The organism is Shewanella sp. 125m-7 (genome assembly GCF_052977045.1).
Map to the genome: position 1 here is coordinate 13,426 of NZ_JBRILQ010000007.1, position 24,143 is coordinate 37,568.

At 43.1% G+C, this 24,143-nt stretch carries 21 protein-coding genes; 11 read left to right on the forward strand and 10 right to left on the reverse strand.

The window, feature by feature from the left end:
- Nucleotides 1-17: 17 nt before the first annotated feature.
- From ACVBIL_RS04900 to ACVBIL_RS04915, 4 genes are all read left to right on the forward strand, one after another.
- Complete coding sequence (locus ACVBIL_RS04900) at nucleotides 18-1,574, forward strand: GGDEF domain-containing protein (RefSeq protein WP_447165872.1); 1,557 nt, start codon at nucleotides 18-20, stop codon at nucleotides 1,572-1,574.
- A gap of 80 nt (nucleotides 1,575-1,654) precedes the next feature.
- Nucleotides 1,655-3,007: a nucleotide 5'-monophosphate nucleosidase PpnN gene (gene ppnN / locus ACVBIL_RS04905; protein ID WP_447165873.1), complete on the forward strand. Its 1,353-nt coding sequence runs from the start codon at nucleotides 1,655-1,657 to the stop codon at nucleotides 3,005-3,007.
- A 24-nt stretch (nucleotides 3,008-3,031) separates the two neighbouring features.
- On the forward strand, nucleotides 3,032-3,802 hold the full coding sequence (gene xni / locus ACVBIL_RS04910) for a flap endonuclease Xni (protein ID WP_447165874.1): 771 nt from the start codon (nucleotides 3,032-3,034) through the stop codon (nucleotides 3,800-3,802).
- A 107-nt stretch (nucleotides 3,803-3,909) separates the two neighbouring features.
- Nucleotides 3,910-4,296 (forward strand): DUF3192 domain-containing protein, encoded by a 387-nt coding sequence (locus ACVBIL_RS04915; protein WP_447165875.1) that lies wholly within the window; start codon nucleotides 3,910-3,912, stop codon nucleotides 4,294-4,296.
- Between the two features lie 150 nt (nucleotides 4,297-4,446).
- On the opposite strand, the gene ACVBIL_RS04920 is transcribed toward ACVBIL_RS04915, so the two are convergent.
- Both ACVBIL_RS04920 and ACVBIL_RS04925 read right to left on the reverse strand, forming a co-directional pair.
- Entirely contained in the window at nucleotides 4,447-4,668 is a 222-nt protein-coding gene (locus tag ACVBIL_RS04920; protein WP_447165876.1) for a hypothetical protein, read from the reverse strand.
- Nucleotides 4,669-4,939: 271 nt separating this feature from the next.
- On the reverse strand, nucleotides 4,940-7,735 hold the full coding sequence (locus ACVBIL_RS04925) for an alpha/beta hydrolase family protein (protein WP_447165877.1): 2,796 nt from the start codon (nucleotides 7,733-7,735) through the stop codon (nucleotides 4,940-4,942).
- 253 nt (nucleotides 7,736-7,988) lie between these two features.
- Here ACVBIL_RS04925 and ACVBIL_RS04930 point away from each other — a divergent pair, with 253 nt between their 5' ends.
- Nucleotides 7,989-8,999 (forward strand): isocitrate dehydrogenase, encoded by a 1,011-nt coding sequence (locus ACVBIL_RS04930; RefSeq protein WP_447165878.1) that lies wholly within the window; start codon nucleotides 7,989-7,991, stop codon nucleotides 8,997-8,999.
- Between the two features lie 108 nt (nucleotides 9,000-9,107).
- On the opposite strand, the gene rlmM is transcribed toward ACVBIL_RS04930, so the two are convergent.
- The 4 genes from rlmM to ACVBIL_RS04950 all read right to left on the reverse strand — a co-directional run bounded on the left by rlmM (nucleotide 9,108) and on the right by ACVBIL_RS04950 (nucleotide 12,509).
- The gene (gene rlmM / locus ACVBIL_RS04935) at nucleotides 9,108-10,202 is read right to left on the reverse strand and encodes a 23S rRNA (cytidine(2498)-2'-O)-methyltransferase RlmM (protein WP_447165879.1); all 1,095 of its coding nucleotides are present in this window, start codon (nucleotides 10,200-10,202) and stop codon (nucleotides 9,108-9,110) included.
- A gap of 218 nt (nucleotides 10,203-10,420) precedes the next feature.
- Entirely contained in the window at nucleotides 10,421-10,807 is a 387-nt protein-coding gene (locus ACVBIL_RS04940; RefSeq protein WP_447165880.1) for a DUF423 domain-containing protein, read from the reverse strand.
- A gap of 81 nt (nucleotides 10,808-10,888) precedes the next feature.
- Nucleotides 10,889-11,617, reverse strand: a complete 729-nt coding sequence (locus ACVBIL_RS04945) for an alpha/beta fold hydrolase (protein WP_447165881.1) — start codon at nucleotides 11,615-11,617, stop codon at nucleotides 10,889-10,891.
- A complete protein-coding gene (locus ACVBIL_RS04950; protein WP_447165882.1) occupies nucleotides 11,598-12,509 on the reverse strand; it encodes a transcriptional regulator GcvA in 912 nt (303 codons plus the stop codon). Before ACVBIL_RS04950 ends, ACVBIL_RS04945 begins: the two co-directional genes overlap by 20 nt.
- Before the next feature lie 181 nt (nucleotides 12,510-12,690).
- On the opposite strand from ACVBIL_RS04950, the gene ACVBIL_RS04955 reads away from it, so the two are divergent.
- The gene (locus ACVBIL_RS04955; RefSeq protein WP_447165883.1) at nucleotides 12,691-12,924 is read left to right on the forward strand and encodes a hypothetical protein; all 234 of its coding nucleotides are present in this window, start codon (nucleotides 12,691-12,693) and stop codon (nucleotides 12,922-12,924) included.
- Nucleotides 12,925-13,076: 152 nt separating this feature from the next.
- Here ACVBIL_RS04955 and thiI read toward each other — a convergent pair whose 3' ends face one another.
- The 3 genes from thiI to pomA all read right to left on the reverse strand — a co-directional run bounded on the left by thiI (nucleotide 13,077) and on the right by pomA (nucleotide 16,481).
- Entirely contained in the window at nucleotides 13,077-14,531 is a 1,455-nt protein-coding gene (thiI, locus tag ACVBIL_RS04960) for a tRNA uracil 4-sulfurtransferase ThiI (protein WP_447165884.1), read from the reverse strand.
- 209 nt (nucleotides 14,532-14,740) lie between these two features.
- The gene (locus tag ACVBIL_RS04965) at nucleotides 14,741-15,709 is read right to left on the reverse strand and encodes a flagellar motor protein MotB (protein WP_447165885.1); all 969 of its coding nucleotides are present in this window, start codon (nucleotides 15,707-15,709) and stop codon (nucleotides 14,741-14,743) included.
- Nucleotides 15,710-15,713: 4 nt separating this feature from the next.
- The gene (gene pomA / locus ACVBIL_RS04970; protein ID WP_447165886.1) at nucleotides 15,714-16,481 is read right to left on the reverse strand and encodes a flagellar motor protein PomA; all 768 of its coding nucleotides are present in this window, start codon (nucleotides 16,479-16,481) and stop codon (nucleotides 15,714-15,716) included.
- 442 nt (nucleotides 16,482-16,923) lie between these two features.
- On the opposite strand from pomA, the gene xseB reads away from it, so the two are divergent.
- From xseB to dxs, 3 genes are read left to right on the forward strand one after another with little or no spacing between them, the layout of a single operon-like run.
- Entirely contained in the window at nucleotides 16,924-17,163 is a 240-nt protein-coding gene (gene xseB / locus ACVBIL_RS04975; protein ID WP_447165887.1) for an exodeoxyribonuclease VII small subunit, read from the forward strand.
- Nucleotides 17,164-18,045 (forward strand): (2E,6E)-farnesyl diphosphate synthase, encoded by an 882-nt coding sequence (gene ispA / locus ACVBIL_RS04980; protein WP_447165888.1) that lies wholly within the window; start codon nucleotides 17,164-17,166, stop codon nucleotides 18,043-18,045.
- A 22-nt stretch (nucleotides 18,046-18,067) separates the two neighbouring features.
- Nucleotides 18,068-19,933: a 1-deoxy-D-xylulose-5-phosphate synthase gene (gene dxs, locus ACVBIL_RS04985; protein WP_447165889.1), complete on the forward strand. Its 1,866-nt coding sequence runs from the start codon at nucleotides 18,068-18,070 to the stop codon at nucleotides 19,931-19,933.
- 161 nt (nucleotides 19,934-20,094) lie between these two features.
- Here dxs and grpE read toward each other — a convergent pair whose 3' ends face one another.
- Nucleotides 20,095-20,697, reverse strand: coding sequence for a nucleotide exchange factor GrpE (grpE, locus tag ACVBIL_RS04990; RefSeq protein WP_447165890.1), 603 nt, complete (start codon nucleotides 20,695-20,697; stop codon nucleotides 20,095-20,097).
- 99 nt (nucleotides 20,698-20,796) lie between these two features.
- Here grpE and nadK point away from each other — a divergent pair, with 99 nt between their 5' ends.
- Together nadK and ACVBIL_RS05000 are read left to right on the forward strand one after the other, a co-directional pair.
- Nucleotides 20,797-21,675: an NAD(+) kinase gene (gene nadK, locus ACVBIL_RS04995; RefSeq protein WP_447165891.1), complete on the forward strand. Its 879-nt coding sequence runs from the start codon at nucleotides 20,797-20,799 to the stop codon at nucleotides 21,673-21,675.
- 758 nt (nucleotides 21,676-22,433) lie between these two features.
- On the forward strand, nucleotides 22,434-24,077 hold the full coding sequence (locus tag ACVBIL_RS05000) for an L-lactate permease (RefSeq protein ID WP_447165892.1): 1,644 nt from the start codon (nucleotides 22,434-22,436) through the stop codon (nucleotides 24,075-24,077).
- Nucleotides 24,078-24,143 lie beyond the last annotated feature (66 nt).

A 24,143-nucleotide genomic window follows, 5' to 3' on the forward strand; every position in this document is an offset into this window, starting at 1 on the left:
TAGGAACCAACATAAGCATGAAGGATGCCGCCAACAGTACGTCTCAATTAAGTGTGTTACAGCAGAAACTCCATACTGCTAGGCAGGCGTTAGAAGAGATGAACGAAGAGCAAAATGAAAAGCTAAATGTCCTCATTCAATTTATTGGTCAATTAAGCCTTGCCTGTAAAGGTCAAAATTTAGAGCTTGATAATAAACTGGCAAAATTACGTCATAAACTAACCAAATTCAGCCAGTTTGAAGACTCCTTGCCGGCTCTCAATCAAGCCGACACCATCCTTAAGCAGCAATATGCTCGTGTTATGTTGCAACTCGAAGATAGCCGCCAGTCATTGGTCAATATGGTTAGTCAGGTCCAGCGAGTTGAATCTCTACCGAGTAAATTAAAACTCGAAATTTCTTATTTAAAAAAAGAGCTGGTTAAGCCATTTCATACCTATTGGGACTATATTCCAAAGGTAGAGAAAATCATTAATTTTTATGATGAGATCATAAAAGAAAAACTTAACTTGGGTGAACAGTTTGAGATCTTGCCGCGTCATCGACAGGCCGCTCACGAACTCGCACTGCTATTATCAGAAATAGAATTTAGAAAAGAGCAGCGCGAGCAAGTCTCACAAATTAAGCGCTCATTAACTGAAGAATTTGAACTCGATACTTTACTCGATGCCTATCAAGTCGTGCTCGGGCTGCTAATAGATAATATAGCGAGGGAAAAAACCGCCTCACAAGAGTTTCTCTATGTACTCAATAATGCACTGAGTAACGTTCAAGAAGTCGTCACAGACTCATACAGTCACTCAGTTAAGAATTTCTTGGTCACCAAGCAGCTTAATCGCGACATCAACTTCCAAGTCGATAATGTCGGCGAAGCCGTAATCGAAGTCGATGATATCGATGAACTAAAAAACCAAATAACCTTACATTTGACCTCATTGCGTAAGTCTCTAACTCGAAAAGAACTACTCGAAAATAGAGAACAAGCGCAGCTAAAACAGTCTGTTGAAATCTTACGTCAAGAGCTTAAAGAGCTTGGTAAAGAAACTGAATCATATAAAGAGCGTTTGTTTGAGCAACAAAAGCTGAATTTATTAGACTCATTAACCCAACTACCAAATCGTAGCGCGCTAGAACAACGTATGGACATTGAATACCGTAACTACAAACGCACCAAACAACCATTATGGGTCGCGGTTGCCGATATCGATCACTTTAAAACCATCAACGATAGCTTTGGCCATAGTACTGGTGATAAAACATTACAAGTCATTGCTATGGCAATAAAAAATGCACTCAGAGAGTCTGAGTTTGTCGCTCGATATGGTGGTGAGGAGTTTGTGCTTTTACTACCTGATATTGCAGAAAGTGATATCCAACCTTTACTCAACCGAGTGAGAGAGAAGGTAAAAAGTATTCCGTTTAAGTTTAAAAATCAGCGAATTACGGTTACAGTATCTATAGGTGCTGCACAAATCATTGAAAATGAGCTCATAAAAGAAACATTCGACCGAGCCGATGCAGCGCTATATAAAGCCAAAAATGAAAGCAGAGATAGAGTTATTATCGATTTTTAAGCGAGCCTCCCTTGTGCTAACACCCGTTACCACTCATCTCTTTGTGGGACAGCTTAACTATCACTGCTTAAGGAGTCGCTATGATAGTAAAAATAAGTCCCCGTGGAAGCCTAGATCAACTGTCACAACTCGAAGTTGATCGATTAAAACAAAATGCAAAGAGCGAGCTTTATCAACTCTACCGCAATTGCTCTCTTGCCGTTCTCGCATCTGGCCTACAAAGTGATAATGCTGAAGGCCTCTTCGCCCAGTTTTGTGATTTTAATATCAATGTTCTACGTCGTGAACGCGGTATAAAGATTGAGCTAACCAATCCCCCACAAGAAGCCTTTGTCGACGGTGAAATTATCGCGGGGATCCAAGAACATCTGTTTTCAGTTCTCAGAGATATTGTTTACATCAATGACAAATACGACAACCTTAAGCATATCAATCTCACCAATGCCCATCATATCACCAACGTGGTCTTTGATATCTTGCGTAATGCTCGCACCATTCCCCTGTTGGACCCAAATGTTGTCGTGTGCTGGGGCGGACACAGTATTAACCCCATTGAGTACCAATACACCCGAGAAGTTGGTTATGAACTGGGACTACGCAAACTCGATATTTGTACTGGCTGTGGCCCAGGCGCAATGGAAGGGCCAATGAAAGGCGCAGCAATTGGTCACGCAAAACAAAGGGTTAATCATGCACGCTATATTGGCTTAACAGAGCCAAGTATTATCGCGGCAGAGCCACCAAATCAGATTGTCAATGAGCTGGTGATCCTACCCGATATTGAGAAACGCCTAGAGGCTTTTGTTCGATTAGGTCACGGGATTATTATTTTCCCAGGTGGAGCCGGAACCGCCGAAGAGTTACTCTATATGCTAGGTATCTTGCTCAATAAAGAGAATAAAGACATTCCCTTCCCATTAGTGCTAACAGGCCCTAAAGAAAGCGAAGAATACTTCTTACGTATCGATGAGTTTATTGGCGCCACCTTAGGTGCTGAAGCCCAAAGCAAGTATCAGATTGTGATTGACGATCCTGTTAAAGTCGCCCGAATACAAAAGCAAGCAATGGAGCAAATAAAAACGTTCCGCAAAGAAAATGGCGACTCATATCAATATCAATGGTCACTGAAAATTGAACCTGAGTTCCAGCTGCCATTTGAACCAACTCATGAAGTGATGAGCAACCTAGATTTGCATTTTCAGGCCAATAAAGCTGAACTTGCAGCCAACCTCAGAAAAGCATTCTCAGGGATTGTTGCAGGTAATGTAAAAATGGATACCATTAAAGCCATTGAGGCAAATGGTCCGTTTGAGCTCAAAGGAGATCATCAGCTGATGGCGCTAATGGATGATCTGCTGGGGGCTTTTGTTTCACAACAACGTATGAAATTACCGGGAAGCGAGTATGTTCCCTGCTATAAAGTGATTAAATAACGACTCTTTAAGTAAAGCGAATAGATGAATAAATTCCTCATTATAGATGGTATGAACTTAGTGCGGCGTATTCACGCCGCACAGCCAAATGAATCCGATATTAGTGGTCTTAAAGAACGAGTCAATGGCGCTTGCCGTAAACTCGTTAAATTCCACCAGCCTAGTCATGCCGCCATCGTCTGGGATGGAAGTTCAATTTCATGGCGAAAAGCCCTGTATGAAGACTACAAAAAAGGTCGCAAGCCTATGCCTGAGGCCCTAGCTAATGGTTTAGCCGATCTAAAAGCCTACCTTGCAGAACATCAGTTGAACTCGATAGATGCCGACTCTGAAGCCGATGATGTCATCGCCACTTTAGCGACAAAACTCGTCAGCATTAATGGTGAGGCGATTATTGTTTCAACCGACAAAGGTTTTGCCCAATTAACCCATCCTAACATTAAGCAATGGGACCACTTCAACCAAGGTTATTTAACCATCGAGGAGATGGAGCAAAAGCTTAAGATAGAACGCAACCAGTTAATTGATTACCTTGCCCTAGCAGGCGATAGCGGCAATAAAATCCCTGGCGTGCCAGGAATTGGCCCTAAGTCCGCGGTTGAGTTACTCAAAACGTTTAGATCCTTGTCTAACATTTATAGCTCTATCGACAAGGTCGGCTCTAAACAAGCTAAAAAACTTGAAGAGGGTAAACAGATGGCACGCCTTAGCTATAAATTGGTCCAATTACAAACCGATATGCCATTAAACGTTAATTTGAAACAGTTTAGACTTGAGCAAACTAAACCCGCATAAGTTTACAACTGTTAACATAAAGTTGCATCAAAAGCGTTTACCCTCACTCAAGCAAGTAGTAGTATCCTTAGGTTATTAAAAGAACTAAGTGAAGGAACGCTGCTAGGATGAAATCTAAACTCCCTGTTGTCGTCATCAGTATTTTTGTGGCTTATGTCGCCTTTGTCGCCGTTATCATGGTGTCGTACGATCCCAGTCCCGATGAAATGCATTGGGAAGATAGGCAGGCCTATAATAAAGCTCTGATGAACGACGTCGTTATTGGGCAAAGTATCACTGAAATTAAAGCGTTATTCGGAAAAGCTGATTTTACCGAAGCTAAAATCTCTGACGATCAGAGTTTACAGGTACTGTTCTACCGTACTCACCATAAGAGCTCTGACGGTGAAACCTCTAAAGAGGAGTGTACCCCGTTACTCTTCAAGCAGGGGAAGCTCATTGCGTGGGGAGAAGATACCTATAATCAGTATTTGGCAAACCCGATAGACAGTTAATCACCGTCAACTCACTACTGAAAACTCACAACTGAAAACAAAGTGCAGGAAAACGTTAGTATAGCGCGACTAACTAAAGCAGTATAAAACTAAAAAGCAGCGAAAGTTAACGCTGCTTTTTTAAGGCTCAAAGACTGTCTAGTATAAAAGTTACAGACCGTCTTTTTCCAGCTGTTGACTCGCCTTTTTCTCTGCTTCATCTATTCGCTTAAGCTGCTGTAATAAACGCTGTTGCTCAGCTTGCTTAGTCTTGTCGATTTTCTTTTTAGCTTCCCATTCCGGTTCGCCTTCTAATGGCGCTTTTGCACTCACTGATAGCGGTAAAGCCAATAGTAATGTACTCATTAAGCAAACACTTTGTAACTTCTTCATTTACGCTCCTTGTTGATGAATTCACACTTAGGCTTTAGTTAAGGGTCATTCCTTAGCACTTTAAAACTTAGCAAGTATCTGCGCTCATTACAAAGGCAATATTTCACGCTCATATTTTAAGTGCTTAGTTTCAGACAAATACAAAAATGCCGAGGTCATCACCTCGGCATTTAGTGCTTTATCAACTCACGCTCTATAAGCGACATATCTATAGGCTAGCAAATTAGTCGAACAGGCATAAACTCACCCGTTATTGCCTCCTATAAATGAATTATCCAGCCTTGTTATACTCTGTATACGCTTCGCCTTCACTCAACCATTTAGGTGCGGGAGTTCCCTTTAAGTAATGGTCGAAGTATTCCATCATGCGAATACTATAATCGAGTTTATTGGGATATTTTTTAAGATGATGAGGCTCATCTTGATACTGCAAGAACACCACATCTTTACCCGCACGGCGCATAGCTAAATACAGCTCAACACCTTGCTCCCAAGGCACCGCATCGTCTTTATCACCAAACATTATCATCATAGGTGTTTTAATGCGCTCAACATAAAATACCGGAGAGTTTTCAATGTATTTTTGCGGTGACTTAAATAAACTTTCACCAATACGGCTCTGGCCCGTTTCATACTGGAACTGTCTTGCTAAACCACTACCGTGACGAATGCCGCTATAAGCACTGGTCATATTCGACACTGGCGCGCCAGTGACTGCAGCCTTAAAGATATTGGTTTTTGTTACCGCAAATGCAGTTTGGTAGCCGCCCCAAGAATGGCCTTGAATACCCACAGCTTTAGGATCGGCAATACCAATATCAACTAAATGCTGCACGCCAGAAGTCAACGCTTGTACTGATGAATCACCAGGGTAACCCACCTCAAAGCGAATATCCGGCAAAAATATGGCATAACCCTTGTCAGCAAACCAAGCAAAGTTTGGCCGATGATTAATCTTCATCTGCGGAAAAGCGTGCAATCTATCACTCATAAAGCGATAGAAATAAACCAATACCGGATAACGTTGACCTTCAACGTAATTAGTCGGTTTGATCAACACACCATCAAGTGGTTTGCCATCGCCATTAGTCCACTGCACTAACTCTGATTGGCTCCAGTTAAAAGCATCACGCTGCTTATCTAAGTCTGTTTGACGAGTCGCATCTTGTGGAGAGACATAGCTTGCACTATAAAGATCAGGGAACAGATCATACTGCTCCTTTGAATAGATAATTGTCTCAGCATCTTTACTGCGCGCCAGCAACTTAAGCTTATAGTCGCCCTCCATTAATGGTGAAACACCAGCAACACCGACTTGAGCCTGATAAAAGCCATCGCCCTTAGTAATATCGCTATAACCGCTCAGCAACACTTTTTCGTCACTATTTAGCACACTTGGATAGTCTTTATCTTTAACCAGTCCAGTCACACGATATTGAACACTATGCTTACGGCCTTCACCTGCCGTTAACTTGAATGCCTCATGGGACGCAGTGTTAACCTGCCAAATATCAAATTTGTCATACATTAATAATCCAGTATCACCACTGACCCAGGGCCCTAAGCCATAACTTGGCGCATTTGATGGATAATCATGATCTTCATTGGCAAAAGAAACGTCCAAATTCTTAGTCATATTGGTACGTCGGTCCTGCGCTATCTCATATAAAAATACGTTGCCATGTAAGTAATATGAAACAAACTTCTCGCCAGGTGACAAATTAGGTTCTTCAGAGCTACTTTGTTGAGTCAATAGCGGGATCTTGCGACCGGTATTGAGATCAACTAAGTAAAAGTCACGATAAAAGCCCGCCCAGGTGATCATCTTCCGATAAGGTAGGTCAGAGCTTGCGAGTGCATAGCGTTGCTGTTGCGCCACTTCAACATCTGGCACTGTCAGATCGCCAAGCTGCACGAGATTATTACCGTTAACATGTAAAACGGCTAAATAAGTGCGCTTAAGCTCCTTATCATACTGCTTAACTTCATGAGGCTTAATTCGAGGGTCATCACCATGCCACACTCTTAACTCACGACCAGAAGTAATAACGGCTTTATCAAATAGATCCGCCTCACTCTCAACCTTGGCAATTTCTAGCTGTTGGCTCACTTGGGGCACGCGACCAAAAAACAAACGCTGACTATCATCAGAAAATCGTAAATTGGCGTAACGATTCAAGGTCCAGTCGGCAGTTTGAGGTGCTAGAGTAACCTTGTTATTTTGAAGGTTTAGTAAAGATAATTGATATTCACGCCCATAAGGCGCTGCCTTAGCGTCGCCATGAGTGTAACCCAAGTAGTGACCGTCATTACTTAATGAAATCGAACCAATTTGCTGCTGGTTTAAACGCTGTACAATCGACGCGGTATTGTCAGCAAGCTTAACCAGCCTCAGTTCATGTTTATTGGTTTCAATATTATTTATTGCTAAAGCAAAGTGAATACCGGACTTATCAAAGTTCAGTGCGGTAACATCTTTAAAGCTAATTGATTTCAAGTTGCTAAGCGATACCAGCTCAACCAGTGAGCCCTTATCATAATCATCAACTTTTGGCTGTTTGTTAGCGTTTTCAGGCTTATCTGCAGGTTTTTCATCTTTTTTCTTTTCATCTGCTTCAAACCAAATCGCTAAATGGCTACCTGTCTCATTGAATTCAAAGGATTTAACATGCTCGTAACGTACTTCTTTACCCGTCGAGGTATCTAACAAAACTAAACCAGACTTGAGTTTCTTCTTAGCTTTCTTACTCGCCTGCTCAGATTCAAGCAAAGGTACGGCATCAACAAATGCTACAAATCGACCATCGTGGCTGATTTTTGGCTTGCTGCCACCTTTAACACTAAACTGTTTATTGGCGATTAAGCTTTTGACTAAACCATGACTATCGCCACGATCCGGTGCGATTTCAACTGCGAGCATATTACCCATATCTGAAACAACAGGCTTTTTAAGCGATTCAAAGCGCATGATATCGTCGGGGGTGATGCTATTTGTGGCCGCCATCAAGTTTGCAGACAGCAAACCGCTCGACAATAGCAATAATGACTTAATAGGTAGTGACTTCAAGGTCTTCCTCATTATTATTTTATTAGACTAAAGTAGACTTTTTAACCTTCTAACGAACAATCATCGCCATAAGCAGTTATTTATGCAAGTTACCCTACAGAAAAAAACGTGAGATTGCTCACTATTTACTGTGAAAGTTGTTTAAAAGTGTTTAAAATACATCGCATAAAAAGAAAAGAATTCAAAGTTACTTTCCATGTCCTAAGATATGGTCAAACAATTGCAGTAACGCCTAACCTTGGTAGGACTATCCATGACAAAAAGAACTATAACCGTAATCCCTGGTGATGGGATTGGCCCAAGCATTATCGATTCAGCACTAAAAATCCTTGATAAAGCAGGTTGTGATTTTGAGTATGAGTTTGCAGATGCGGGATTGGTTGCATTAGAAAAACACGGTGAATTATTACCTCAGCGCACACTAGATCTTATCGAAAAGAATCGCATTACGCTTAAAGGCCCACTAACAACTCCTGTTGGTGAAGGCTTTACCTCTATTAACGTTAGCCTACGTAAGCAATTTAGCCTTTATGCAAACGTGCGCCCGGTATTGTCTTTTAATGGCACTCAGGCTCGTTATGACAACATCGATATCATCACTGTTCGTGAAAACACCGAAGGTATGTATTCAGGCCTAGGTCAAACCGTATCTGATGACGGCACAACTGCTGAAGCGACAAGTATTATTACTCGCAAAGGTGCAGAGCAGATCACGACTTTTGCTTATGAACTTGCACGCAAAGAGGGCCGTAAGAAGGTTACTATCGTTCATAAAGCTAACATCATGAAATCAACTTCAGGACTATTTTTGAAAGTTGCTCGTGAAGTCAGCCTACGTTACCCAGACATCATCACAGAAGAGATGATTGTCGATGCCACTTGCATGAAGCTGGTAATGAACCCAGAAAACTTCGATGTAATTGTAACCACTAACCTATTTGGTGACATCTTGTCAGATCTTTGCGCTGGCCTTGTTGGCGGTTTAGGTATGGCTCCAGGCGCAAACATTGGTAGTGATGCGGCAATCTTCGAAGCAGTGCACGGCAGTGCACCTGATATTGCAGGTAAAAACCTAGCGAACCCGACGTCTGTAGTACTTGCGTCAATCCAGATGCTTGAATACTTAGGTATGTCTGATAAAGCAGAGCTCATTCGCGCAGCGATTACAGCAGTTATCGAGGAAGGCGATCGTACCACACGCGATCTTGGTGGTACCCACGGTACAACTGACTTCACTCAAGCTGTTATCGAGCGTCTGTCTTAATCTTATATAATATTGAGCAGTATTGACTGCTCAATACTAGAAATAAAAAGGCCCCATGAATTCACATGGGGCCTTTTTTGTATTAGTAATAATCTGTTTATCCGTAAGTTAACTCACATACGGATCAGGCTGCCCTGGACGCAAGCAAAGGTGTACTGTCACTTCATCACGGTCATGATACAAATGCTTAGCAGCAATAGAGAAATCATTGATGCCGTTTTCTCTTAAAATCTCATCCATGGTCGCAAGAATAATTGATACTTCTTTATAACGCGCTTTCATCGGCAGTTTAAGGTTAAAGATAGACTCTTTAAACCAGCCGTTAATCGCCCATGCTTCGATAAGTTCGGCAACGCGAGATGGCTTTTCAATCATGTCACACACAAGCCATGTAATGTTCTTTCTTGGTGGTTCGAATCTGAAGCCATCAGCTTGGTAATGTTTTACCTGCCCTGTATCCATCAAACCTTGATCCATTGCACCATTATCAACCGCTGCGACAAACATACCGCGCCTTACAAGCTGATAGGTCCAGCCACCAGGACAAGCGCCAAGATCGACAGCCTTCATACCACTGCTCAAACGTGTCTCTTGTTCTTCTTTCGGAATAAAGTGAATAAAAGCTTCATCAAGCTTTAACGTCGAGCGACTTGGCGCATCGGCAGCTATCTTAAGTCTTGGGATCCCCATGAAATACGGTGAACTGTTGTTACTGAGTGAATACCCTACATAAGCTTGGCCTGATGCGACAAAACAGACGTGAATAATTGGACGCTTTGGGTTTTCTTTCTCAAGCAGTGTGCCCGACTTTTTCAATGCCTGTCTTAGCGGCACCGTAAATTTACGACAGAAGTTAGATCGCTCTTTGGCTTCGTTGGTATCAGGTGTTTCAACACGTAGTTCACCCGCTTTATGTACTTGAGCTAATGCTTCAACAATCGGGCTAATTCTATCTTGCTCAGGTAAACCTTTAAGTAACTCTTTTGCGGCAAACATCTGTCTAGCAAAAATAAGTGAATCCAGAGTGATCTTTTTTGCTAATACTTCGGCGTCACCCGCTTGGAAGCATTGAAAAATCACGTAAGCATCATTGGTATTGGTTTTTACAAAACCACCAATATCTAGCTCAGCCGCTCGCACTTGGATCTCTGCTGCGCAATCTTTCTCATAACCAGCACGGCAAAATAAAAATAGGTTTATCATTGAATTTCCTGAAGATAAAAATAATATCAATCAAAGTATCATTTTAATAAATGACACCAATGCCTAAAAAGCATAGCGCTAAATACAATCAGCGTAATTAAACAATTGATATAAAAAAAGCGGCCAACAAAGTTGTTGCCCGCTATTTTACACTGTTCAAGCTTAGCTGTGTACTGTCTAAAATTTAATATTCTTCGACCTCGCTCAGCGATTCAACCTTAATCTAGTTCTTTCACTCGGTTGCGCCAAACTGCAGCAGCAATAAAAAGCCAACCCAGCAAGAAACACACACCGCCCAATGGCGTCACGGGCCCGGTCCATTTAGCACCAATTAACGCGTATAAGTATAGTGAACCTGAGAATAACACCATACCCGCAATAAACAGGTAACCCGCCCAATCAAGTAAGCGAGACTTAATCCAATGACCAGAAAAAGCAACCGCTATCAACGCGAAGGTATGATAAAACTGATACTCGACACCTAAATTAAAGATAGCAATTAACTCAGCTGGCGCCACATTTTTCAGTCCATGTGCACCAAACGCACCTAATGCCACAGCGATGAAACCACTTAATGCGGCAAGCAACAAAAATCCATTATGCATTTAACCTCCTAAACAGCTGCAGTTAGCTTTCACAGTGCCACTTTAGTGAGTGTCAGATGCAAGTCGTGCAGCTACAAAATTTTATTTACTGATAAACGATTTTATAAGCGAGATAGCTTGTGTCAGATTAGCCTCTAAAGTGGTTCCTGACGACTTGCGCGGCTTAAAACCATGATCACCATCAGTTAACCAGTGCAATTGGGTCTTTTTCATTATCGGCCAAGTTTCAACTAAACCTTTATGGCCAAATTTATCGCGCTCACCTTGAATCACCATAATGGGTGCCAAGCACTTTTCGATAGGTTCTAAACGGGGCTCGCCTCCACTAAGTGGAATAAAGGGATAACCTAAGCACACCACGCCATCAACACTCAGACTTTGCGCCAAAATCGTTGACATGCGCCCCCCCATAGATTTGCCCACCAAAAACACTCTCTTGGGCTTAAATTGCTGCTGAAGAATCGCTAACTGCAAAGCGTAATCGGCAATCAGTTTAGGAGCCCGGTCAGGAGGACGTCGTTTACCATCAATAGCGTTAGCGCGCATATAAGGAAAGTTAAAGCGCACCACTCGAGCGCCAATGGCGACTAAGCCTTTAGCCATAGCGGCCATAAACTCATGCTGCATGTTTGCGCCAGCACCATGGGCCAATACAATGAGTATGTCACTGCTAGCCTTGTGAGCGCTATTCTCATCAATCAGGTACTGACTCGCATCAAAGGTTAATTCATCTTCACTGAGCGCAGCAACGGTTTCGGCTAGCGTATCATCTAAATAAGCTTGCTTTAACTTATCCTGTAAGCAACTCACTGCGAGTCTCCTCTTCGAAAGTATCAAGCATCCACTCTCTAAACGCCGCAACCTTGCCTATCTCGGCATGGTTTTGCTGACATACTAGGTAATATGCGTTTTTACTGACTAAAACCTCAGGAAACGGGCAAACCAAGCGGCCCGCTTTGATATCAGGCCTTGCAAGTACACTGTAGCCTAGCGCCACACCTTGACCATGGGCAGCAGCTTGTAGAACTAGCGAAGAATGACTAAATATTGGACCTTGGTTCACATTAATATCAGTAATTCCACACTGCCTAAACCAAGCCAGCCAATCTTGGCGGCTAGAGTCATGTAATAGGGTATGATTTCTCAAATCGCTTGGTTTTTCTAATGGCTTAGGACCATTCAATAACAGCGGAGAACAAACTGGGATTAACACTTCATTTCTTAGTTTATCGACACGCATTCCTTGCCAATGCCCTAAGCCATAATAAATCGCTACATCAACGTCATCGGTGAGCGACCCATCTTCATCATCAACCGCTTTAATTCGTACATCAATTTCAGGGTTTTGCTCACTAAACTTAGCAAGTCTAGGCACTAACCATTGAATCGCAAAGCTAGGTGATGTGGCGACTGTCAGCGATCCGATAGCACTTCGAGCGAGTAATCTGTCTGTGGCATCGGCAAGCTGAGTAAAGATATCTTTTATATCGAGAAAGTAACTTTGCCCTTCTTCAGTAAGGAGTAAAGAGCGGTTCTTACGGCGGAATAATTTTAATCCGAGATACTCTTCTAATGCTTTAATTTGATGGCTCACTGCAGCCTGAGTTACAAACAGCTCTTCGGCCGCTCGAGTAAAGCTTAAATGCCTTGCTGCAGCCTCAAATGCCTTCACTGCATTTAGGGGAGGTAGTCGTCTTGCCATAGTGATCCAGATCCCGTTTTTTAATTAGTTTTTCTAATGCGCATTGTTACATTTTATCGTTTGTAAAGGCCAGTCTTTTTGTCCAGAATTTGCCCCAACGAAATGATATTAGTTGGACAGCCTCTACGACGTAATTGGGGAGTGTCTAACAACCCAAATTTTAGCCTGGAGGCTAGCGCACATGTTAAACTTTAAATCTGTATTTATTATTGCCATTCTCGGTGTTTCAGCATCAGTTAGCGCTGATGAAATCAGCATCGACACCAAAGACATTGAAGCGACATTAACAGCTAACTTAGCAGAAAGCATGGAATTAATGCAGGCTCAACTCAATGCTGAACTCGATACCGTGTTAGTGAGCGATGAGCAGAAAAAGAACCAAGAAGCAACGGCTCAGGTATTATTAGCAGACTAATTCTACCGTTAGTCTTCAACATTAAAACCACCTATTGGGTGGTTTTTTTATAGCGGTTAAATAGCTACTAAGTCTGTAATAGAGACAAAAAAGGCGACTTATTATAAGTCGCCTTTTTCATTTATGCGCTTCAAAGCGCTGACGCGCTCAGGCTAAGGACGGTAAACCTTAACATTAGCATAACCTTGCTCTTGCAGGTAAAGCGCCTGTAGCTTACTCATTACGCCGCGGTCGCAATAAAGTAGATAACTCTTCTCTTTATCTAAATCAGCAAACTGAGTTGCTAACTTATAGAAAGGAATGGCCTTCACTTCTACGCCATCAATTTTAAGTGGAGATTTCTCTTCTTCTTCAGGAGCACGGACATCGATAATGATCTCATTGGCGCTAATCGCATCAACGGTCTCAGTTTCAGTGATTTTGGTATCCATCTGCGCAGCAATCTCCCTAATATCGATAATTTTGGCATCGGCAATCACACGATCAAGTAAGTCTTCAGAGAACTTAGCTTCTTCCGCTTCAACCTTAGATAAAACCGCCTTTACTGTCGGTTTTTGCGAGATCACGCCACAATACTCAGGAATCGACTTGGCAAAATCTTCAGTGCCAATTATGCGGCTCATATTAATGATGTCTTGTTTATCCATAGCGATTAACGGACGTAAGATCAACTGCTCAGTACAACGGTCAATCACGTTCAAGTTAGTCAATGTTTGGCTAGATACCTGCCCCATTGCCTCACCCGTAACCAACGCTTGAATACCCATTTTCTGTGCAACACGTGCAGCTGCACGCATCATCATACGCTTTAAAACTACGCCCATTTGGCCATTGTCTACGCGCTCAAGGATCTCTTGAACGACAGGATCAAACGGTACTGAGATAAATTTTACTTTATGCGACTCACCGTATTTTTGCCATAAGTGATAAGCCACCTGCTTAACACCAATTTCGTGTTGGTCGCCACCTAAGTTGAAGAAACAGTAATGAGTACGTGAGCCACGCTTAATAAACTGATAACTCGATACACCTGAATCAAAACCACCCGAAATAAGTGACAACACGTCTTCTTGAGTCGCCATAGGGAAGCCACCCAGACCTTCAATACGCTTATCAATAAGATAAAGATTTTCATTATCGATTTCTAGATGAACCGTCATATCAGGATTTTTTAAACGAACGCCAGCTGCTTCAGTAAACTGGTTTAATCCACCACCGACATAACGCTCAACTTCAATCGAGTTAAAGTCATGCTTACCCGCACGTTTAACGCGGACACAAAATGTCTTACCCACTAGCTGATCTTTATAGGCAACTAAGGTTTGTTGGTAGATATCATCAACAGTAGTAAAGGTACTAACATTCACTTGCAACACATGTGCAATACCTGGGATACAGGCTAAACGCTCACCAAATGCTTCAACCAAATCAGGCCTATCATCTGGCACCATCACCATGATTTTGTCCCACTGGCGCTGTACTTTCGCAGACTCATCTACTTTTTTAAGTACGTTACGAATGTTGGTCTCAAGCATTTTGGTAAAGCGCATTCTTACCGGCTTGCTTTTCATCATGATTTCAGGAAACAGTTTTACGATAAATTTCATTGGTCTTCCGCGAGGAGTTGTTTAAACAGCAATTCACCGATTATAACAAGATCATGTGGCAATTGCGTACATCCAATCTCAGTTTGTCCAAACAAAACCGTAAATATTACGCTCAGAATATGCCTAATTATCGAAGCTAAGCGCCATAAAACAAAAACACGCAAGCGAGTCTCCTCGTTTGCGTGTGGTTCTAACCGTTATAATTGCTGCTATTGACTGACTTGGATCTCTTTCGATTCCTTAGCCTTGCCTTGCTCAATCGCTATTTCTACCCGCCGGTTTCGCGCTCTATTGGCGCTAGAGTTGTTTTCAACTAACGGATCTGATGATGCCATGCCCACCACTTTCATACGTTGTTGATCAAACCCCTTCACTCTAACCAGCTCATGGGCAACAGCAACCGCACGCTTGCTCGAAAGATCCCAGTTAGAGCTATATAACTCATTAGATATATTCCAGTCATCGGTATGGCCAGATACGGTAACAATCCCGGGGACATCTTTAAGTAACTCACCAACACGACGCACAACAGGTTTAAACCTAGGCTGCAAAAATCCTGACCCAGAGGCAAATGCGCCCTTTTCTCGAATTCGGATGATAATTTGCTGACCTAACGACTCAATTTCTATTGCGCCATCGACAATCTCTTTATTAAGCTCTTGCGCCATCTTCTTCACTTGTTCATTAATCTTATCTTGAGCGGACGCTTGAGTCTTAATGGACTCGGTTGCTGATTGTGCGGCAGATTCAGCCTTAGCTTCGGCTTCACTTTGCTCTACAGCCGTAGCCGATGCTTGACCACCACGCTGCTCGCCGCGTTGCTGTTGAATTCCACCGGCACTTGAGTCTTCTCCCTCTTGAAACTCAAGCATGGGTTCAGTCATTTCATTGGTTTGCTGATTAATAATTTCTATCGGCGTGGGTTCAGGCTTACCGGGCCTAAACTCTAATGCGATAACTGAGGTGCCCTTGGGGATATCTTTTACTTCGACTTTATTTTGTACACCAAAGGCGTACTTCATCGAGCCTGCAATTTGCTTAAACTTCATCACGTCCATTTCAGAAAATGCCAGCAGCAATACGAAGAAACACATCAGCAGCGACATTAAGTCAGCAAAGGTTGCCAACCAAAGGGGAGCTCCTGGTGGTGGGCAATCACATTTGGCTTTTTTAGCCATCCGATTACGCCCCGTCCAAGGTGTCTATTTTTCTCGACTTTTCAGTAAGGTAGTTCTTTAGGAACCCTTCAATGACACGTGGATTTTGGCCATCTTGAATCGCCAACACCGCATCCATAATCAAGTTACGGTTTAGCATCTCTTCATTCATGCGCAGGGATAATTTATCGGCAATGGGTATTGCTACCATATTCGCAATCACCGCACCGTATAACGTTGTTAATAAGGCAACGGCCATTGCAGGGCCAATAGACTTAGGATCATCCATATTCGATAGCATGCCAACTAGACCGATTAGGGTACCGATCATTCCCATGGCCGGCGCGACATCACCGATAGACTTAAAAATACCAATCCCAGTTCTATGACGCTCTTCCGTCAAGGCGATATCTTTTTCTAACGCATCTCGCACCACATCGCCATCATGGCCATCAACCAACATGTCGACCGCTTTTTGCATAAAACTATTGCTTATCTCGGCTTCTTCCAATGCTAGAAAACCGCCTTTACGGGCGGCGTCAGCCATAGAAATTGATTGCTCGATAAGATCTTCTGGCTTATCTAATTTAAAGATAAACGCCTTGCCGGCAATTTTGGCTGAGCCTAGGAATTGTTTCAGATTGTATTTCATCATCACGACGAACAATGAACCGATCATCACGATAAGAATCGAGGGCACGTTGATAAAAATACCGATGCCGCCACCACTGACCATCGCCATAATAACGAAGGCAAATGCGCCAATAAGTCCAATTAGGGTTGCTAAATCCAAAACCGCTCCTCAAATACCAATCAAAACACTGCTTATCTGCAGTCTCGAATGCTAATTGCGACATAGAATGCCAAGAAAAATTAAGTAGCTAAAATATTACGCCTTTGCTGTCACGGCAAGTAACAAGTCTCCAAACTCTTCATTAGGAGTCATATTTTCAGCATTTCTCCTTATATAACGACCAAAAAAAGGATCTCTTGAGCGATATTTCCAGCAAATCTTGCGCTGTTTCCGTTAAAATACCCTTTCACTCGCAGGATAGTGCCTAATGACTCCAGATAAAGTCGTTGATCAATTATCTGTTGACTGGCGTATGTTTTACTCACTATGAAAGTATGTTTGTAGCAAAAGCGTGCTTTTGCGCAAATAGTCAACGGCTTAATTTGACCCCTGTGCCCTGCTGATATACTTTGTGTACCGCTTATTTCTAGGAATGATCATCGTGGCAAAAAAACCTGAAAATCTCTCATTTGAAGATTCACTTTCTGAGCTAGAAAAAATCGTAACCGACTTAGAGCATGGCGATGTCTCTCTCGATGATGCTCTAAAGCAGTTCGAGCGCGGAATTAAACTGGTGCGAAATAGCCAAAGCAAATTAGAAAATGCTCAACAAAAAGTTGCCGTGCTAATGCAAGAAGAGGGTGTAGACACTCTCAAACCTTATGACATCGAGGGTGAGTAATTGTTAGTAGAGTCACTTAAGCGATACCAGCAGCGTAGTAATCAGCAGCTAGAATTACGTATCGATGCACTTGAAGATATTGATCCGCAGCTCAAGGCCGCAATGAAACACGGTGCCTTGATTGGCGGAAAACGCATTAGACCTTTTCTGGTTTATGCTATCGGCGAGATGTTAGGTGTCAAGCTTACCACTCTGGACTCCTGTGCAGCAGCCGTTGAGTGTATCCATGCATACTCACTGATCCATGACGATCTGCCAGCGATGGATGACGATGCACTTCGCCGGGGTCAACCCACTGTGCACATTGCGTTTGATGAAGCTACCGCCATATTAGCCGGTGATGCATTGCAAGCACTGGCTTTTGAAATCATCAGCGACCCCATTGAAAACATTACTCCATCACAGAATTTAGCTATGGTTAAAGCCTTAGCGAACGCCTCTGGGTATAGTGGCATGTGCGGTGGTCAAGCAATGGATTTAAGCGCGACTAACAAACAGATTGAATTAGCCACCTTAATAAAGCTTCACAAACTAAAAACAGGTGCACTTATTCGCTGTGCAGTAGAATTGTCCATCATAGCTGCAAAAATTGACGACCAAGAACGTTTGGCCTTACTCGACTTTGCCGATGCCATAGGCCTCGCTTTTCAAGTGCAAGATGACGTGCTCGATATCATCGCAAGCACCGAAGAGCTTGGAAAGCCTCAAGGTTCCGATACAGATTCAAACAAAAGTACCTATCCAAAATTACTTGGATTAAAGGGCGCCCAAGAAACTGCTTCAAGTTTGATTGAGGACGCACTATCAGCGCTGGCCAAATTACCATACAATAGCCAGCTAATTGCAGAATTCGCCCGTTATATCATTGAGCGAAGAGTTTAATAAAGAGACAAAGAATCTCGATATGAGTTTTGATATTTCTCAATTCCCTGTGCTTGCACAGGCTAATACCCCAGATGAGCTAAGACAGCTCCCTCAAGCAGTGTTGCCTCAGTTGGCAGACGAACTTCGAGGTTTCTTACTGAAGTCTGTTGGTAAATCAAGCGGTCACTTCGCATCGGGTCTCGGCACGGTGGAGCTCACCGTGGCACTTCATTACGTGTACAACACCCCATTTGATAGACTCGTCTGGGACGTAGGCCACCAAGCTTACCCACACAAAATCTTAACTGGTCGCCGTGAAAGAATGCACACCATTCGCCAAAAAGGCGGTGTGCACCCATTCCCATGGCGCGAAGAAAGTGAATACGACACCTTTAGCGTTGGTCACTCAGGTACTTCAATCAGTGCTGCGTTAGCCATGGCTGTTGCCGCTGAAAAAGAGCAAGCTGGCCGTAAAGTGGTAGCCGTTATTGGTGACGGAGCCATGACTGGCGGCATGGTTTTTGAAGCCATGAACCACGCGGGTGACTTGCATAATGACATGCTGGTCGTGCTTAACGACAACGAGATGTCTATCTCGGAAAACGTGGGTGCACTCAACAATCATTTAGCTCAACTCATGTCTGGCCGCTTCTATACCACCATACGCGAAAGCAGCAAGAAAGTGCTTAAAGGTATGCCTGTCATCAAAGAGATGGCTAAGCGCACCGAAGAGCACCTTAAAGGCATGGTCGTTCCTGGTACTTTATTTGAAGAGCTAGGTTTTAACTATATTGGCCCAATTGATGGCCATGATGTCGATGCACTTGTTGAGACTATGCGTAATATGCGTAATCTTAGTGGACCGCAAATTTTGCATATCATGACCAAAAAAGGTCGTGGTTATGAGCCAGCAGAAAAAGATCCTATCGGCTGGCATGCTGTGCCTAAGTTTGATCCCTCAACTTTTGAAAAGCCCGCCGCCAAGCCGAGCGACCCAACCTTCTCTGAAGTCTTTGGTAAGTGGCTGTGCGATATTGCAGAAAAAGATGAAAAGGTGCTGGGTATTACGCCAGCAATGCGTGAAGGCTCGGGTATGGTTGAGTTTTCTCAGCGCTTCCCTAAGCAGTATTTCGATGCAGCGATTGCCGAGCAACATGCTGTCACCTTTGGTGCAGGCTTTGCCTGTGAAGGATACAAGCCTGTTGTCGCGATTTACTCAACCTTCTTGCAACGTGGTTATGATCAACTGATCCATGACGTAGCATTGCAAAGATTACCGGTTCTATTTGCGATTGACCGTGGTGGCATTGTTGGCGCAGATGGCCCAACTCACCAAGGTGCATTCGATTTAAGCTTCATGCGCACAGTGCCAAATATGGTGATTATGGCGCCGTCTGATGAAAATGAATGTCGTCAGATGCTCTACACCGGCTATTGCTACAATGATGGTCCAACGGCGGTGCGCTATCCTCGCGGCAGCGCAACAGGCGCTAAACAAGTCGAAACGATGACAGCAATGCCAATAGGTAAAGGCTTAATTAAGCGTGAAGGCAAGAAGATTGCCATCCTTAACTTTGGCACCTTACTGGCAAGCAGCTTAACTGCAGCCGAAGCACTCGATGCCACTGTTGCCGATATGCGCTTTGTGAAGCCACTTGATGTTGAGCTGATTAAAGAGCTTGCTGCAAATCATGATGTGTTAGTCACAGTTGAAGAAAACGCCATTATGGGCGGCGCAGGTTCGGGCGTATTAGAGCTATTGCAGACTCTAAAGATGCCAAAATCGGTATTACTGATAGGTTTACCTGATGAGTTCATTAAGCATGGTTCACCGGAAGAGATCACCAGTGAGCTTGGTTTAGACGCTGCGGGTATCCAAAAGCAAATCGAAGAGTTTCTAGTGTAAATAGAAAATGATTCAACAAAAAAGGACTGCCTAGGCAGTCCTTTTTTAATGCTTGTATTTAACACTAAGCTAGGTGCAAGTATATCTCGCCTCTAGTTAGCTTTTAACGCTAGCGTTAAAAGCTAATGTAAAAAGCTAATGTAAAAAACTAATGTAAAAATCTAGCCTTGAGATACCATAACCATCGCAGGGCGAAGTAAACGGTCGTTCAAGGTATAACCCTTTTGCATTACCATCATCACAGTGTTGGCAGGGAAATCAGCGCTTGGCTGCATACCAATCGCTTGGTGTAACTCAGGGTTAAATACATCGCCCAGTGGATCAACTTGAGTTAAACCAAATTTCTCAACCGCACTCACAAAGCTTTTCGCCGTCAGTTCAACACCTTCGTAAATAGCTTTAGTCGCTTCAGCTTCAGCATCGGTACCTTGCAGAGCGCGCTCCATGTTATCTAATACAGGAAGCAGTTCATTGATGAACTTTTCTAAAGCGAACTTATGCGCTTTTTCTACGTCCATCGCTGAACGGCGACGAATGTTGTCTACTTCAGCTGCTGCACGGATCACTGAGTCTTTCTGAGATTCAACCTTAGCTTCAGCTTGTTGCAAAGCCTTTTCTAACTCTTCAACTCGGAAATTTGCTTGAGTTAACTCATCCATCAAAGAGGCTTCACCCGTTGCTTCAGCGCCGCTTTCGTTTAGCAATTCACCTTCGACGATCTCTTCAACTTTGTTATCTTGTGCTTTGTTTGTTTCGTTGCTCATTTTTGCTCCAGCTAAAAATGCTTTGTTTCTACATGCTCTGAGCATATTATGGGGATCAATTTGAAGGTTTCAAGGCCTAAAGCTGGATCTAACATAAATATGAGCAATACGTTTCACACAATTGGTCTAATTGGTAAACCTAATCACAAGGGAACCACACAGACCTTAAAAAGGTTGCATCATTGGCTTAGCATGCAAGGCTATAAAGTGTTAGTCGAAGAAAGAGTCGCCGGTGAGCTTGGACCTCAAGTTCAATCTGTCGATCTGTTAGAGATCGGCGAACAGTGCGATTTAGCCATTGTTGTTGGCGGTGACGGTAATATGCTGGGTGCAGCCCGAGTCCTCGCACGATTTAGTATCGGTGTCATTGGGGTTAACCGCGGTAACCTGGGTTTTTTAACCGACTTACCACCGGACTCTTTTGAAGAAGCACTATCAAAAGTGCTTGAGGGCGAGTTTGAAATTGAGCAGCGTTTTTTACTTGAGGCCGAAGTACATCGCCATGGCGAGCTAAAATCAAGCAATACCGCAGTAAACGAAGCGGTACTTCATCCAGGTAAAATTGCGCATATGATTGAGTTTGAAGTCTATATCGATGACAAATTCATGTATAGCCAACGTGCTGACGGTATGATTATTTCCACGCCTACAGGTTCTACTGCTTATTCTTTGTCTGCTGGCGGCGCAATATTAACGCCGAATCTTGCCGCGATGATTTTAGTGCCGATGTTTCCCCATACGCTTTCTTGTCGACCTATTGTTGTTGATTCAGCGAGTATCATTAAGCTTGTTGTATCTCCCCATAACGGTGACAACTTAGAAGTCAGTTGTGATGGTCATGTTCACCTTTCGGTATTGCCTGGTGATGAAATCATCATCAAACGTAGCCAAGAAACCCTAAGACTGGTTCACCCTAAGGGACATAACTATTTTCACGTTCTACGTACCAAGCTTGGTTGGGGCAGCAAACTTTTCTAAACCATATCTGATGCCGATTATGATTTTAATCTTCTCTAATCGGCATCTGTCATCTGTCATCTGTCATCTGTCATCTGTCATCTGTCATCTCAATAATTTACTCTTTATCGCAGCCATCGATGTAATTTTTATTATATTGACGTTAATTAGCTACAGTTATAATCCTGCCTTGATTCAACGCCATCAAAACAAATCACTATTCAAAAAACCAAAACCAAAACTACCAATCACATTTAAAACATTAACTTAGATTAATAATGATAAATAAACTAACAAGACAGAATAAAGAAATGTGACACGCATCACACCGCAACCAAACCCATATAACTCATTTGCTACCACATCAGAAATTTGCAGATCAAATCTAAGCAGAATAGTGATTTAAATGACACGATTTGATACTTTTAATGCTAAAAATGGTGCCTTTTATACTTTCCTATGGCTGCCTAACAATTAAGCTGCAATTTTATGTGACGTAGATCGCATCGCAACAAATCACAAAATAGTAATCCGTCTCACTAATGGCATTATCAACATCAATTGAGAAACAGCATGATCTAGATCATGTTGAGCTTTTCATAAATCACGTCTAGTACACACCGCTACCCGCAGTAACTAGAAATCAAGATATGGTTCGGGTGGTCACCCATGTTCACCACTCAAATTTAAATGCAGTGTGAGTCGTAACAATTAACATTCACTACTCAAATTTAAAAATTGAAAGTTGAAGTTAGATACTCAAACATATCGAGGCAAGCATGACCTTTATCCAACTACTCGCAAGCTTAACGCCGATAATCAGCGTAATGCTGTTTCTAGTCCTACTGCGGATGCCAGCATCTAGAGCGATGCCTATTTCTATGGTGTTCACCGGTCTTGCTGCTGTATTCGTTTGGCAAATGGACACCACCTTCTTGGCCGCTTCGGTGGTTGAGGGCTTGCTATCAGCATTAACGCCGCTGACCATTATTTTTGGCGCGGTTTTCCTGCTCAATACACTTAAGTATTCTGGCGCAATGGATACTATCCGTGCCGGTTTCACCAATATTAGTGGTGATGCGCGGGTACAGGTGATTATCATCTGCTGGTTGTTCGGCTCATTTATCGAAGGATCTGCAGGCTTTGGTACCCCAGCGGCAATTGGTGCACCACTACTTGTGCTACTTGGCATTCCTCCGATTGCGGCAGCTGTGGTTGCCTTGATTGCGGACTCTACTTCAGTCTCGTTTGGCGCTATTGGCCTACCAGTATTATTTGGTATGGAGCAAGGGCTAACCCAGGGCGGTAGCAATATGGCAGCCGAACAAATCGCCCAACATGGTGGTAGTTTTGCCGACTACGCGCAGTTTATTGCCATGCACATGATCACCATAGATCTTATCACTGGCACACTGATCCCATTGACGATGGTGGCTATTTTGACTGGCTTCTTTGGTCGTAACAAATCCTTTAAAGAAGGTTTAGCCATTTGGAAGTTTGCCCTATTTGCAGGCCTTGCCTTTACCGTTCCAGCTTGGTTGATTAACTACTTTGCAGGTCCTGAATTCCCATCGGTAATTGGTGCGCTCGTCGGTATGGCGTTGGTTATTCCTGTTGCTAAAAAAGGTTACCTATTACCAAAAGAGCAGTGGAATGATTTTGCTGAAAATGACGGCCAAGATCGCCATGAACTTGAGACCGAAGTGAAGTTCTCACAACTTGCAGCCTGGTCTCCGTATTTGATTATGGCAGCACTACTGGTGCTATCACGCACAGTAGCGCCACTTAAAACCTGGCTATCAAGTTTTAATATCAGCTGGACTGGATTATTAGGAACTGAACTAAAGGCTGGTTTTGCGACACTATATGCACCAGGGGCTTTCTTTGTTTTAGTGTGTATCTTAGGTTTCTTCCTATTTAGAATGAAGTCACCCGCCATTAAAGAGTCAATATCAGTCTCTTGTAAGTCTATGGTGCCAACTATTATCTCTCTAGGTGCGTCAGTGCCTATGGTAAAAATATTCCTTAACTCAGGCGAAAACACATCAGGCCTTGCCTCTATGCCAGTGGCACTAGCCGATACCCTAGCAAATAGCATGGGCGTGGTATGGGCTTGGGTATCACCGATTGTCGGTATTTTTGGTGCCTTCTTATCAGGATCGGCGACCTTCTCAAACATGATGTTCTCAGGGCTCCAATACAGCGTTGCCGATAATATTGGCGCTAACCACGCACTTATTTTAGCCATGCAAGGTATTGGCGCGAACGCCGGTAACATGATGTGTGTAATGAACGTTGTTGCGGCAGCAACTGTTGTAGGCATGGCAGGCAGAGAGTCTGAGATTATCCGTAAAACAATGCCGGTAGCACTAGGCTATGCTTTAGTTGCTGGCACTATCGCTGCGGTTTGGGGCGGTTTCTAAGTCCTTGTTTAAGTTCTTCTTTAATCCCTTATTTAAATAGGGTTTAAAACAAAACCTATTTAAATC

Excerpts from the sequence above, each read along its gene's own strand:
- ACVBIL_RS04930 (WP_447165878.1), top strand. The coding sequence starts at position 7,989 with ATGACAAAAAGAACTATAACCGTAATCCCTGGTGATGGGATTGGCCCA.
- ACVBIL_RS04950 (WP_447165882.1), bottom strand. The coding sequence starts at position 12,509 with ATGGCAAGACGACTACCTCCCCTAAATGCAGTGAAGGCATTTGAGGCT.
- ACVBIL_RS04940 (WP_447165880.1), bottom strand. The coding sequence starts at position 10,807 with ATGCATAATGGATTTTTGTTGCTTGCCGCATTAAGTGGTTTCATCGCT.
- ACVBIL_RS04965 (WP_447165885.1), bottom strand. The coding sequence starts at position 15,709 with ATGGCTAAAAAAGCCAAATGTGATTGCCCACCACCAGGAGCTCCCCTT.
- rlmM (WP_447165879.1), bottom strand. The coding sequence starts at position 10,202 with ATGATAAACCTATTTTTATTTTGCCGTGCTGGTTATGAGAAAGATTGC.
- xni (WP_447165874.1), top strand. The coding sequence starts at position 3,032 with ATGAATAAATTCCTCATTATAGATGGTATGAACTTAGTGCGGCGTATT.
- ACVBIL_RS04920 (WP_447165876.1), bottom strand. The coding sequence starts at position 4,668 with ATGAAGAAGTTACAAAGTGTTTGCTTAATGAGTACATTACTATTGGCT.
- ACVBIL_RS04915 (WP_447165875.1), top strand. The coding sequence starts at position 3,910 with ATGAAATCTAAACTCCCTGTTGTCGTCATCAGTATTTTTGTGGCTTAT.
- thiI (WP_447165884.1), bottom strand. The coding sequence starts at position 14,531 with ATGAAATTTATCGTAAAACTGTTTCCTGAAATCATGATGAAAAGCAAG.
- ACVBIL_RS04955 (WP_447165883.1), top strand. The coding sequence starts at position 12,691 with ATGTTAAACTTTAAATCTGTATTTATTATTGCCATTCTCGGTGTTTCA.
- dxs (WP_447165889.1), top strand. The coding sequence starts at position 18,068 with ATGAGTTTTGATATTTCTCAATTCCCTGTGCTTGCACAGGCTAATACC.
- grpE (WP_447165890.1), bottom strand. The coding sequence starts at position 20,697 with ATGAGCAACGAAACAAACAAAGCACAAGATAACAAAGTTGAAGAGATC.
- ppnN (WP_447165873.1), top strand. The coding sequence starts at position 1,655 with ATGATAGTAAAAATAAGTCCCCGTGGAAGCCTAGATCAACTGTCACAA.
- nadK (WP_447165891.1), top strand. The coding sequence starts at position 20,797 with ATGAGCAATACGTTTCACACAATTGGTCTAATTGGTAAACCTAATCAC.
- ACVBIL_RS05000 (WP_447165892.1), top strand. The coding sequence starts at position 22,434 with ATGACCTTTATCCAACTACTCGCAAGCTTAACGCCGATAATCAGCGTA.
- ACVBIL_RS04900 (WP_447165872.1), top strand. The coding sequence starts at position 18 with ATGAAGGATGCCGCCAACAGTACGTCTCAATTAAGTGTGTTACAGCAG.